This is a genomic window from Phocaeicola faecium, from assembly GCF_014837055.1.
In the GTDB taxonomy this organism is placed as follows: Bacteria; Bacteroidota; Bacteroidia; order Bacteroidales; family Bacteroidaceae; genus Phocaeicola; species Phocaeicola gallinarum.
Genome location: NZ_JACSPQ010000002.1, coordinates 177064 through 190570, shown reverse-complemented (window position 1 = coordinate 190570; position 13507 = coordinate 177064). Strand labels below are relative to the sequence as shown.

10 protein-coding genes and 1 tRNA gene are annotated in these 13507 nt (G+C 45.4%); 9 read left to right on the top strand and 2 right to left on the bottom strand.

The features are described from left to right. The first annotated feature begins 177 nt into the window (after positions 1-177). The 3 genes from H9626_RS06345 to H9626_RS06335 all read left to right on the top strand — a co-directional run bounded on the left by H9626_RS06345 (position 178) and on the right by H9626_RS06335 (position 6034). A complete protein-coding gene (locus tag H9626_RS06345) occupies positions 178-2571 on the top strand; it encodes a TonB-dependent receptor domain-containing protein (RefSeq protein ID WP_225230902.1) in 2394 nt (797 codons plus the stop codon). Positions 2572-2648: 77 nt separating this feature from the next. Continuing rightward, positions 2649-3185, top strand: a complete 537-nt coding sequence (locus H9626_RS06340) for an HD domain-containing protein (protein WP_178257029.1) — start codon at positions 2649-2651, stop codon at positions 3183-3185. 92 nt (positions 3186-3277) lie between these two features. After that, positions 3278-6034: a putative LPS assembly protein LptD gene (locus H9626_RS06335; protein ID WP_178257028.1), complete on the top strand. Its 2757-nt coding sequence runs from the start codon at positions 3278-3280 to the stop codon at positions 6032-6034. A gap of 84 nt (positions 6035-6118) precedes the next feature. Here the strand turns inward: H9626_RS06335 and asnA are convergent, their stop codons facing one another. Beyond that, on the bottom strand, positions 6119-7159 hold the full coding sequence (gene asnA / locus H9626_RS06330; RefSeq protein ID WP_178257027.1) for an aspartate--ammonia ligase: 1041 nt from the start codon (positions 7157-7159) through the stop codon (positions 6119-6121). A gap of 227 nt (positions 7160-7386) precedes the next feature. Here asnA and H9626_RS06325 point away from each other — a divergent pair. Next, positions 7387-7458 (top strand) — tRNA-Arg (locus H9626_RS06325). 98 nt (positions 7459-7556) lie between these two features. Beyond that, complete coding sequence (locus H9626_RS06320; protein ID WP_191709960.1) at positions 7557-8303, top strand: copper homeostasis protein CutC; 747 nt, start codon at positions 7557-7559, stop codon at positions 8301-8303. 125 nt (positions 8304-8428) lie between these two features. Here the strand turns inward: H9626_RS06320 and H9626_RS06315 are convergent, their stop codons facing one another. Beyond that, the gene (locus tag H9626_RS06315; protein WP_178257025.1) at positions 8429-9193 is read right to left on the bottom strand and encodes an acyltransferase; all 765 of its coding nucleotides are present in this window, start codon (positions 9191-9193) and stop codon (positions 8429-8431) included. A gap of 259 nt (positions 9194-9452) precedes the next feature. Between H9626_RS06315 and metF the strand changes: the two genes are divergently transcribed. Genes metF through H9626_RS06295 form a run of 4 tightly spaced genes read left to right on the top strand, consistent with a single transcriptional unit; the run spans position 9453 to position 13421 of the window. After that, positions 9453-10406, top strand: a complete 954-nt coding sequence (gene metF, locus H9626_RS06310; RefSeq protein ID WP_178257024.1) for a methylenetetrahydrofolate reductase [NAD(P)H] — start codon at positions 9453-9455, stop codon at positions 10404-10406. An 18-nt stretch (positions 10407-10424) separates the two neighbouring features. Further along, on the top strand, positions 10425-11552 hold the full coding sequence (gene holB / locus H9626_RS06305) for a DNA polymerase III subunit delta' (RefSeq protein WP_191709959.1): 1128 nt from the start codon (positions 10425-10427) through the stop codon (positions 11550-11552). Between the two features lie 8 nt (positions 11553-11560). Continuing rightward, positions 11561-12934, top strand: a complete 1374-nt coding sequence (locus H9626_RS06300) for a PSP1 domain-containing protein (RefSeq protein WP_178257022.1) — start codon at positions 11561-11563, stop codon at positions 12932-12934. Beyond that, complete coding sequence (locus tag H9626_RS06295; RefSeq protein WP_191709958.1) at positions 12900-13421, top strand: gliding motility lipoprotein GldH; 522 nt, start codon at positions 12900-12902, stop codon at positions 13419-13421. Before H9626_RS06300 ends, H9626_RS06295 begins: the two co-directional genes overlap by 35 nt. The last annotated feature ends 86 nt before the right edge of the window (positions 13422-13507 follow it).

Here is a 13507-nt window from a genome sequence, read left to right as displayed (position 1 = left end):
AATAAATAGCATATCTTTGCACAAAGATACATTTTTATTTTTCACAGCAATGGAAGAAAACTACAAAACAAGAGAACAGCAATATAGCATCTCATTTATACACTCTGCAGGAACAACAAAAACATAACGAATAAATCATTTTATATAAATCTAATAAAAACCGAACATCTCCAATCTATGAAAAAAGCACTTCTATCGTTAATATTTTTACTCCCCAGCATTAGCTTGTTTGCACAGCATCTGGTAAAAGGCACAATCACCGACTCAATCGGTTCTCCGCTTGATGCAGCCGTAGTAGTATTGATGAATCCCGAAAACGGAAATGCCATCCGGCAAGGTATCACTTCGCCCGACGGAACATACACCCTGAATGCCACAGGAAATATGCAAATCTACATAAGCAGTCTTGGTTTCCAATCTTATATAAGCCAACCTTTTTATGTAGCATCAGATACCGTTATCCCAACTATCCGGTTACATTCCGAAAATTTCAAATTAGACGAAGTGGTAGTAGTGGGTGAAAAGCAGTCGCCTTCCATTAAAATCGAAAAGGGGAAAATGATTTTCATTCCAAAAAACAGCAGCATTGTTGCAGGAAGTACGGCACTTGAGGTACTGAAAAAAACACCGGGCGTTTTCGTAGACGGAGAAAACAATATCAGCATCGGCGGGAAAAACAACGTACTGGTCATTCTTAACGGAAAACAAACATACATGCAAAAAGACGAACTAGTTACGTTGTTGAAAGCTACGCCGTCGGCAGAAGTCGCATCGGTGGAGGTAATACATAACCCTTCGGCACAATACGATGCGGAAGGTTCGGGAGGAATTATTAATATCAATATGAACCGGAAGAAGTCAGAAGGTTTTTTCTTTTCCATCAATAATGGTGTGTCTTATTGGAAAAATTTAAGAGAAAATACAGAACTTTCGTTTAGCTACACCCAAAACAAAATCAGTCTATCGGGTAGTTACAATCATGCTTTCGGTTATTACGACATGGATTACGGGATGCAACGCGTCCAAAACGGGAAAGATTATTACAGTCCTACCCAAGACACAGACAAGCGCAAAACCATATCCGGTAGCTTGAATCTGGAATATGCTCTGACTGACAAACAGACCATCGGCGGACACATAGACATAAACACCCTGTTCGGACCGGGACAGACCCATACCATAACTAAAATCAGAGATGCTGAAACCCATACGCTGGAGCAGACGCTTTACGCCGGAAATGATTATTACAAGCAGAAAGGAAATCGGTACGGAGGAAATCTTTACTACACGGCTATTCCGAAAGAGGGTGTGAGCTACACTGCAGATTTTAACTATGCGTGGTTCGACGGCGGTTCGGGCAACCTGCAACCGAACACGTACGTATTGCCGAACGGAACAGTGGCACAAGATAACCTCTACAAATCGGTCAATAGCCGGAATATACACATCTACGCTCTGTCGTACGACCAACAGCATCCGCTGTGGAACGGCGAAGTAAAATCGGGAATTAAATTCTCGTCTGTCAATGCCGACAACGGATATCAGTTTTACAATGTGGCAGATGGAGCGGAAATCATTGATGCCTCCCAGTCAAACGACTTCCGATATAAAGAGCAAATATTGGCAGCCTATATTTTATACACTCATTCCATCGGAGAAAAACTTAGTCTGGAGGCAGGACTACGAGGTGAATATACCTTCTCTGACGGCAAACTTCACGCCGTAAGCGGCAAAAGAGATGAAGAAAACGAGCGTGATTACTTTAATCTTTTTCCAACGTTCAATCTTAATTATCAGATTAATGATCATCATGCGCTGACTCTGAGTTACGCCAGTCGCATTGATCGCCCGGCTTATCAGGATTTAAATCCATTCGAATACCTGTTGGATGAACTCTCATATTGGAAAGGGAATCCGTTTCTCACGCCTCAGAAAACACATCGGGTCGCTGTTACATACTCGCATAAACGCACGGCGCTGACGGCATCGTACTCATACATGAAAGACTACAAAGCTCAGATAACTGATACACTGTCGGTGAATAAAGTGATTATGACGCCGCGCAACATCGGTAAGCAACAACGTATATCGCTTACGCTATTTCAGGGAATTACCCCGACACAATGGTGGGAAATGAATCTGAACTTGATAGGATATTACGTGAAAAACGACATTGCGTTCGACCGATTCCGTCTATTTAATCTGGACGGTTTTGCCGGCATCTTCTCAATACAGAATACCATCCGCCTGCCGTGGCAAATCCAAATGGAACTGAACGGTTCGTACAGCACAAAACGATTAGGAGCATCGAATGAATACATCGAACCATCGGGATATGTAGACATTGGATTCAGTAAGAGTTTTGCTAACCGGAAATGGACGATAAACCTCGCCATGAGTGATATTTTCTGGACCAATCGTTGGGATAATTACAGTTCGTTCAGCGGTTTCAAGTTATGGAACTGGGGCAAGAGCGAATCAAGACAAGTCAAACTGAACATTACTTACAGATTCGGTCGTGAAAAAAGCAGCAAGCATAGCAGCCATTTCAATGAAATAGATAGATTATAGTAACGAAAAAAAGATTGTATGGCAACGGAATCAATTAAAACATTACCTTTGCCAACAAAATACCAAAAGTAAAAACCATGAATCCGATTGACTTGATAAACAAATATTACCCGGAAGACAGCGAACTAAAGCATATTCTGATTACTCATAGCCGCTCGGTAACCGATAAGGCACTGGATATGGCTCGCAGGCATCCCGAACTGGAGCTGGACTTGCAGTTTATCGAAGAAGCTGCCATGCTGCACGACATCGGAATCTTCCAGACCGACGCGAAAGAAATATACTGCTTCGGTACACACCCTTACATCTGTCACGGCTATTTAGGTTCAGAACTCCTGAAAGCCGAAGGATATCCGCGCCACGCTTTGGTTTGCGAACGACATACGGGCGCAGGTATTTCACTACAACGTATTGAAGAACAAAATCTTCCCATTCCTCACCGCGAAATGATTCCGCTCAGCTTGGAAGAACAGATTATCTGCTTCGCCGACAAGTTTTTCTCGAAAACGCACCTTGACCGTGAAAAAAGCATCGAAAAGGCACGCAAAAGCATCGAAAAACATGGCGAAGAAGGGGTGATACGCTTCGATACATGGTGTAAGTTGTTCTTATAGAATAAAAAAATACATTAAAAACCGGAGCTTTCGCTTTTATTTGGGGCAGAATGCTTACTTTTGCAGGCATTATGTTCTGTAAATAATTAGTGATGACATCATTTAGAAGAACTACATACATTCTGATATCCTTATTTTTCGTGGGCTTTTTCTTTTCGTTCTACGCCGAAGCCCAGCGTGTAAGGGGAAAGAGGGCACGACAAAACAAAGTGGTTGCCACCGACTCCTTACAGAGAGATTCGCTTGTGTCAGACTCGCTGATGCTCGACTCGCTGGCTTTAGACTCTACGGACAATGAAAAGAAAGAACCGCTCGACGCGCCGGTAGTATACGAAGCTGCCGACTCCATCGTATTCACAAAAGAAGGATATGCCCATCTGTATGGTGAGGGAAAAGTAACATACCAAAATATCGAACTTACTTCGGCTATCATATCTATGAATATGGATAGCAGTACGGTATATGCCCGAGGCGTGGCAGACACTGCCGGTGTAGAAACAGGATTGCCGATTTTCAAAGATGGCGAAACGCCTTACGAATCGAAAATCATGCGTTACAACTTCAAAACCAAAAAAGGATTTATCAACAACATTGTAACACAGCAGGGCGAAGGATATGTTACCAGTGAGGAAGGTAAAAAAGGTGCAGATGATGAAATCTACATGCGTCACGGAAAATATACCACCTGCGATAACCATGACCATCCTCACTTCTACCTGAAACTCGCCATGGCGAAAGTACGCCCAAAGAAAAACGTGGTTTTCGGCCCGGCGCAGTTAGTAGTAGAAGATGTTCCACTGCCCATCGCCGTCCCGTTTGGTTTCTTCCCGTTCAACAGCAGTTATTCTTCAGGATTCATTATGCCTACGTACGGAGATGAAATGAACCGAGGATTTTACCTGCGCGACGGAGGATATTATTTTGCCATTAGCGACCAGATGGACTTAAAGGTATTGGGAGAAATCTTTACCAAAGGGTCGTGGGGACTCTCAGCTGCTTCGAATTACAACAAGCGTTATAAGTTCAGCGGATCATTCAATGCCAGCTATCTGGTAACCAAAACCGGTGAAAAGGGTATGCCCGACTATTCAGTATCGAAAGACTTCCGCATTCAGTGGAGCCACCGTCAGGATGCCAAAGCCAATCCGAACAGCTCATTCTCGGCAAGTGTCAATTTTGCTACCAGCAGTTATGACCGTTCAAGTTTGAGTACATTGTATAATCCGCAGGCATATTCACAAAACACTAAAGCATCCAGTGTAAGTTATTCGCGTACTTTTCCGGAAATAGGTTTGAATATTTCAGGAACATTTAACATTACTCAGAATACCAGAGACTCCTCTATCAACATGACTTTGCCGGACGTAAACATTTCGTTAAACCGTATTTATCCGTTCAAACGTAAAAAGGCGGTAGGCGACGAACGTTGGTATGAAAAGATTTCGTTCCAGTATACCGGTACGATGACCAACTCGATTAACACGAAAGATAACCTCTTGTTTAAGACCCCTCTTACGCAATGGGAAAATGGTATGCAGCATAAAATACCCGTCTCTGCTACGTTCAACCTGTTTAAGTATATCAATGTAGTTCCTTCGTTCAACTACACCGAACGGTGGTACTTGCGTAAGGTAAAACAAAGTTATGACCCAAGCCCCACATCGAGCGACCATGTACGCCGTGATACCATCAACGGGTTTAACCGCGTGTACGACTACAATCTCTCGCTCCAGATGAACACGAAACTTTACGGTATGTATAAACCGCTGTTCATGAAGAGCAAAGAGCTTCAGATACGTCACGTATTTACGCCTACCATCAGCTATACGTATACTCCCGACTTCAGCAAGAAGCGTTACGGCTATTTCGACACGTACACATATACCGATGAAGACGGCGAAGTGCGCACCGTGGAGTATTCTCCTTACGAGGGGGCTGTATACGGATATCCTTCCACAAAAGGATCTTCGCAGAGCATCAACTTCTCGGTTGACAACAACATCGAGATGAAGATGAAATCTGATAAAGACTCTACGGGATACAAGAAAATAAGTTTGATTGACCAATTAGGCGCAACGCTTTCTTACGACGTAGCCAACAAGCGGTGGAGTGACTTGAGCATGAACCTCCGCCTGAAGCTGACAAAGAGCTATACGTTTAACATGAACGCATCGTTTGCTACGTATGCTTATCAGTTTGACGAAGACGGAAACATCGTGGAAGGCGACCGCACGGAATGGTCGTACGGACGCTTCGGACGTTTTCAGGGATATAGCGGTTCGTTCTCATATACACTGAATAACGATACGTTTAAGAAACTGTTCGGCAAAAAAGATAAAACCGAAGAAAAAACAGACACCGATAAAGAGAATACCGAAGAAGAAACAGACGAGGAAAATACTGAAGAAGAAACAAACAAAGGAAACATGCGTAAAACCGAAAAGGCTTCTGTCGATACCGACGGCTATTTGGCTTTCAAGTTTCCGTGGAGCATCAGTTTGAGTTACAGTTACAGCATCCGCGAAAACCGCGACCGGGAGAAATTCAATATCAAGAAGATGCGTTACCCGTATTCGCTCACTCACTCGCTCAACGTTTCGGGTAACTTCAAGATAGGAAGCCGCTGGAATATGAATTACTCTACGGGATATGACTTTACCTCGAAAGAAATGTCAATGACAACCCTTAACATTACCCGCGACCTCCACTGTTTTAACATGAGTTGCGGTTTGGTGTTCGGTCCGTTTACCTCTTACAACTTCTCTATCCGCGCCAACTCAAGTATGCTGACCGATGCCCTGAAGTGGGACCAACGAAGCAATACGGGTAGTGCAGTGACATGGTACTAATCATCATACAATAAAACGGCGAATGGGAAATCGAGTCAAACACGTGTCTCCGATTTCCCATTCGCCGTTTTTACCTATGCGCCATCAAATTAACTGCATCTCTAATTTGGCGCATTCTTCACGCATGTCTTCCGGCCAAATACTAGCTTGAATTTCTCCGATATGCGCTTTCTTCAAATAAAGCATACACAAGCGTGACTGACCGATACCGCCACCGATGCTGAGCGGAAGCGAACCTTCCATCAAGCGTTTATGGAAGTACAGTTTCAAACGTTCTTCTTTGCCCGACAGCTCCAACTGTTTCAGCAGTGCCGCCTTATCCACACGGATACCCATCGATGACAATTCAAGCGCACGCCCCAACACATCGTTCCATACCAAAAGGTCGCCATTCAATCCGGGCAATCCTGTTTTCGGGTCAACTGTCGTATAGTCATCATAATCCGGGGCACGCAAGTCGTGAGGCTTTCCGTCGCTCAACTTACATCCGATACCGATGATAAACACACTGCCGTAGCGTTCCGTAATTAAGTTTTCACGTTCTTTCGGTGTCTTATCGGGATACATCCGAAGCAACTCTTCGGCATGGATAAAATGAATGTCATGCGCAAGAAACGATTTGATTTGCGGATACATTTCACAAATCATGTACTCCGTGCGACGCATGGCAGAATAAATGCGCGTAACGATATTTTTCAAGAAATCAATGCTACGTTGCTCCGGCGTAATAACACGCTCCCAGTCCCATTGGTCGACATAGAGCGAATGCAGGTTGCCCAACTCTTCATCCGCACGGATAGCGTTCATGTCTGTATAAATGCCATACCCCGGCTCAATGTGATAATCTGCCAGCGTAACCCGCTTCCATTTGGCAAGCGAATGAACCACTTCCGCCTGACGGTCGCCCAAGTCTTTGATAGGGAAAGTAACCGGACGCTCTGTTCCACTCAAGTCATCGTTTATACCCATTCCCTTCAATACGAACAGCGGAGCGGTAACCCGGCGCAAGCGTAATTCCGACGAAAGGTTTTGCTGAAAAAACTCTTTTATCTGTTTAATGCCCAGCTCGGTTTGTTTCATATCGAGCAAAGGATGATAATTTACAGGCTTTATAAGGTAACTCATATCAGTTTGTTTATTAATTATAATGTTTGGCAAAGATAGATATATTTTACAAAATTGCAATATATTTTACAGAAAACTAATCAAAATGTATATCCATGCTTCACTATACATAAAATTTTGTAACCAACCTTTTTCTGTTGCCCGCTCAATAAAGAACAGAAAAAAATAAGCGAAATATTAGGAAGAAACACTAATAAATTGTACTTTTGCCCAGCAAATTCAAAATTGCACCCGTAGTTCAATGGATAGAATAATGGATTCCGGTTCCATCGATTGGGGTTCGACTCCCCACGGGTGTACTTACTTATTTTCATTTTTTCGCACGGATTGCGCGGATTACACGGACAACGATTCCGTGCCTACGCGCAATCCGTGTTTTATTTTATACATAGTTATCATGAAGAATTACACGTTTGAAATCTGTGCAAACTCGGCAGAAAGCTGCATCGCCGCTCAAGAAGGCGGGGCACACCGCGTAGAATTATGTGCGTCAATGCCCGAAGGCGGGACTACCCCCTCGTTGGGAGAAATCAAACTTGCCCGCAAACTTATCGACATCCGTTTACATGTTATCATCCGCCCGCGGGGAGGCGATTTTCTTTACACGCCGCTGGAACTGGATATCATGGAAGAAGACATCCGCGCAGCGCGTGAGGCAGGAGCCGACGGCGTAGTGTTTGGCTGCCTTACTCCGGAAGGCGAATTGGATATGCCTGCCATGAAACGCCTGATGAAGGCTTCGGAAGGAATGTCGGTCACTTTCCACCGCGCGTTTGATTACGTAAAAGACCCGAAACAGACGCTTGAACAGCTAATCGACTTGGGTGTGAACCGTATCCTGACTTCCGGACAGCAACCTACTGCCCTGCAAGGTGCCGGCCTGCTTGCCGAATTGGTAAAACAGGCAGACGGCAGAATCATCATCATGCCGGGATGCGGTGTCAATGAGTCGAACATCGCCGAACTTGCCAAACGCACGCAAGCCTCCGAATTTCATTTCTCGGCACGCGAAAACAAAGAAAGCCTCATGAAGGTGCGCAACCCGGCGCTTTCGATGGGCGGCACGGATGCCGACGAGTACATGCACCCTGTAACTACCTCACGCCGTGTGCGTAACACGATTGATGCACTGCGCATAGACTGACGCCGTTTTTCCCTCCGAAACACAAGCGGTAGCGTAAGGCAACATTAGCGGTAGAAATAACAAGTCTTACCGTATGCGTTACCTTACGCTACCGCTTGCGTTTTTCAGTCACCCGAAACGGGTTTTCAACCCTGTTCCAATGTCTTTTTCGACGTATATTCTTTCAGATATTTATTGATACATTTGCGGTCCCAGTTTATGCCGCGTTTCACAATCCGCGCCGGGTTTCCCGCCAGAATTACATTCGGTTCGTCAAACCGTTTGGTCACGATGCTTCCCCAGCCTACGATGCTGTTATCGGCTATGCGCACGTTCTTGCCTATCTTTACATCTTTTCCTATCCAAACGTGGTTTCCTATCTCGATGCTTTCGGCATAATTAACCGGCTCACCCTCAAGGTTTGTTATCGTATGCGCATCTGTACACCACACGTCCACTCCCCAGCTCAACTGACTGTCATCGCCGATACTGACCTGCGAGCCGTCTTCCTGAAGGTAAAGCGTAACCCCATTGATAACCACCCGGTTCCCTATCGTGACGCTACATCCGTCAGCCGTACGCGAAACGCCCGCTCCCAACCCCGGCAACTGTCCGATGATAAGTTTCAGTCCCGTCATCCCCAATATGGAGGAACAGCGCACGATAACCGTCCCCATGTCCACACGGTTTCCATTCCCTTTAACGATGAGCAGAAACCCTCCGCCCGTCAACAGTTCTTCGGCACTTTCTTCCGAATCGAAGTGCATCAGTACACGGTTGTCATTCCCGATAATGGAAATGTCCGACCGTTCAAGCATCTTTCCAATCTTTTCGTCCGCCGTGTCCGAACAACAAATTTCTCTGTCGGGAAAAGCAAAAATAATCCGGTTGTTTTGTCCTTGAATATTCATGAAATTGCATTTTAACATTAATCACTTCCCGACACAAAGATAAATATTTATGCCGAATCTCTGTTCGGAAGCAAAGTCCGAGTGCATGAACCTCCCCGCTCTCCATCCTGATTTCAAGCATCAATTAAAGATTACGTTACCTCAGAACCTGTCGCTTAAATTTATCTGCCCGATTCTGCAAATTCCTGCATTTATCTCACTTTTTTTTCTTATTTTTGCCCAAATAACTAATTTGGAATAAGAATATATATTTGATACGATGAGAGTAATCGACTTAATAAAATCTACTGAAAAGACCGCGTTCTCATTCGAAATCCTGCCCCCGCTAAAGGGTACAGGTATCGAAAAAGTATATGCCGACATCGACTCATTGCGCGAATTCGACCCGAAATACATCAATATCACTACTCACCGTAGCGAATACGTTTACCGCGAACTGGGCGACGGACTGTTCCGACGCGACCGCTTGCGCCGACGTCCGGGGACGGTTGCCGTGGCTGCCGCCATACAAAACCGTTATAACATCACCGTTGTCCCTCACATGTTGTGCAGCGGATTTACCCGCGAAGATACGGAATACATGTTGCTCGACTTGCAATTTTTGGGAATCACCGACTTGCTGGTATTGCGCGGCGACAAGGCGAAACATGAATCGTCATTCACTCCCGAACCGGGCGGAAACAGCCATGCCATTGAACTGGAAGAACAAATCAACGATTTCAACCGGGGAGTGTTTGTCGACGGCTCACCTATCAAGGCTCCGCTGCAACCGTTCAGCTACGGGGTGGCATGTTATCCGGAGAAACACGAAGAATCGCCTAACCCTGAACAAGACCTGTATTGGCTCTCCCGAAAAATAGAGGCAGGAGCGGAATATGCCGTAACTCAGCTTTTTTACGACAACCGCCGTTATTTCGACTTCGTGGAACGGGCACGCAAAGCTGGCATCAACGTTCCCATCATTCCGGGTATCAAGCCGTTTACCAAATTGTCTCAAATATCCATGATTCCGAAAACCTTCAAGGTAGACCTTCCGGAAGAGCTTGCCTCGGAAGCCATCAAGTGCCGCACCGACCAAGAGGCACGCATCTTGGGAACGGAATGGTGCATCTACCAGTGCCGCGAACTGATAGAACAAGGTGTGCCCAGCATCCACTTCTACACGGTAGGAGCTGTAGAAAGCGTAAGAGACATTGCGCGTGAAATTTATTGATTAAGACATTACCGCTATATGCCATTCTTCAGAGATGTACTCGGACAAGAAACCGTGAAGCAACAGTTGATACATGACATACGTCACGGAAAGTTGGCTCATGCCTTGCTGCTGACAGGAACAGCAGGCTGTGGCAAACTTCCACTCGCACTGGCTGTATCCCGCTATTTGCTCTGCAATCATCCTCAAGCCGACGATGCGTGTGGAGAATGTCCGTCGTGCGTCATGATGAATAAGCTGACTCATCCTGATTTGCATTTCGTGTTCCCGATTATCAAACGAAAAGCGGGACGTGACTCTGTATGCGATGACTTCCTCCCGCAATGGCGCGAAATGCTTCACCGCCAGCTTTATACCGACTTAAGTGTCTGGATGAACATGATTGAGGCGGGCAACCAGCAGCCTCAGATTTACGTCCGCGAAAGCGACGAGATACAGCGCAAACTGTCGCTGAAATCCAGTCTCGGCGGTTACAAAATAATGCTTATCTGGCTGCCCGAAAAGATGAATGCCGAATGTGCCAACAAGCTGTTAAAGCTGTTGGAAGAGCCTCCACAGCACACTGTATTCTTATTGGTAAGCGAAGACCCGTCGCAGTTACTGCCTACCATCGTCAGCCGCACCCAGCGCATTAACCTCCGTCCGCTTGATGAAAGCACGCTTGCCGGGTATCTGGAACAGCGCTACATGCTCCCCCAAACAGATGCTCAAGACATCGCACGCCGCTCTGCCGGAAGTCTGCTAAGGGCTATGGAAAACATTCGGCTGAGCGAAGAGCAGCGGAACTATTTCGAGCTATTTATCACACTGATGCGTACAGCTTACCGCCGTGACGTACGCAACCTGAAAGCATGGAGCGAACAGGTAGCAGCCATAGGGCGCGAACGACAGAAATCATTCTTGGAGTATTGCCAACGGATGTTACGCGAAAACTTTATGTACAACTTCCGCCTTCCGCAAATGGTTTATCTCAACGCCGATGAAAGCCAGTTTGCCTCCCGCTTTGCGCCGTATATTAACGAACGAAATATATTATCCATATCCGCACTGATGGAAGAAGCCCAGATTCATGTAGAACAAAACGTGAATCCAAAAATGATATTCTTCGACTTGGCACTGCGGATTATAGTGGAACTAAAACAATAAGAGAAACAATGAACAACGAATTTAAACTAAAAAACGGAAGCGGCCGTTTATGTTGCGGCGGCTGCGGACGACAGAATAACAAGCTGAACACTTACGACTGGCTTGCAGACATCCCCGGAAATGCGGAAGAGCAAGACATGGTGGAAGTTCAGTTCAAAAATACCCGCAAGGGATACTATAAAAACAGCAACCGTCTTCATCTGGAAAAAGGAGACATCGTGGCGGTGGAAGCAAGTCCGGGACACGACATCGGTACGGTTACGCTAACCGGTCGCCTCGTTCCCCTGCAAATGCGGAAGGCAAATATCAAGCCGGATGCCGAAATACGCCGCGTGTACCGTAAAGCCAAACCGGTAGACATGGAGAAATACGAGGAAGCAAAATCGCGCGAACACGATACGATGATACGTTCACGCAAAATAGCCGAAAACCTCGGACTGCAAATGAAGATTGGCGATGTGGAATATCAAGGCGACGGAAACAAAGCTATCTTTTATTACATAGCCGATGAGCGCGTAGACTTCCGCCAACTGATAAAAGTATTGGCAGAGACATTCCGCGTACGTATTGAGATGAAGCAAATCGGAGCCCGCCAAGAAGCTGGACGCATCGGAGGAATAGGCCCTTGCGGACGCGAACTGTGTTGCGCCACATGGATGACCAACTTCGTTTCTGTATCTACCGGAGCAGCCCGCTTTCAAGATATTTCTTTGAATCCTCAGAAGCTGGCAGGACAGTGTGCCAAACTGAAATGTTGTCTGAACTACGAAGTAGATGCTTATGTAGAGTGCCTGAAGCGTCTGCCAAGCAAAGAAATCACCCTTGAGACAGCAGATGCTACTTATTATTATTTCAAAGCTGACATTTTAAAAGGTACAGTAACTTACAGTACCGACAAGAGTTTCTTAGCTAATGAAGCTACGATTTCGGCAAGACGTGCATTTGAAATAATCAATATGAATAAACGGGGAGAGAAGCCGGCGAAATTGCTTGAAGAGAAGTTTACCGCAGAGCCCAAACAGTCTAAAGACTTACTGGAACAGGAAAGTCTGACCCGCTTTGACAAGAGCAAAAACGGGAAAAACCGAAAGAAAAAGAACAAATCGGCAACACCCAATCCTCCTTCCGTCTCCACAAAACAGGAGGCTGCTCCGAAGGCTAAGCCACAAGCAGACAACCATCCGCCCAAAGACAAAAATCGGCAACCGCGTCAAAACCAAGCTCAACAACCCGCAGCTGCAACAAGTAACGAAACACCGCGCGCTAACCGAAATAACCGGAATAACAACAAACGTAACGGTGGAAACAAACGGGCAAATAACAACGATGGAAACAAAAAGCCGAATAATGAAACAAAAACAGTGCCGGATGTTCAGGCGTAAACTCATTAATAAACAGACAGGCAAATTATTATTATACGCTTTACTATTTGCCTGCCTGTTAACGGCTTGTCAAAACAACAGAGTATATTGTTCATACCATTCAGTCTCTTTTGAGAAAGGATGGTATAAACAAGATACGTTAAGCTATGAATTCCCTCAGCATTTGCATCCTGAAACTTATCGGTTAGAAATAAACATAAGAAATTTCGGGAATTATCCCTATCGGGATATCTGGTTAAGCGTCAGCCAAAACTGGAAAGACAGCCTGACGTATGAAACAGATACGATACATTTATATCTTGCAGATGAAGAAGGAAGACAGCTCGACGGCGGAACAACGGGGAATTTACACCAGCATACCTATGTCTACGACAAACCGTTTGAAATCCTTCACCCATCATCCGCTCGTCTACACATTGTCCACTTAATGAGAACCCCTTCATTAATGGGGATAAGCGATGTTGGAATTTGCTTAATCAAGCCATAAGAAAATATTTTTCACCCAATATTTTGCCAATTAAAAAAATATACATATCTTTGCACCCGCAATTAGGAAATGACTGCAATACGGAT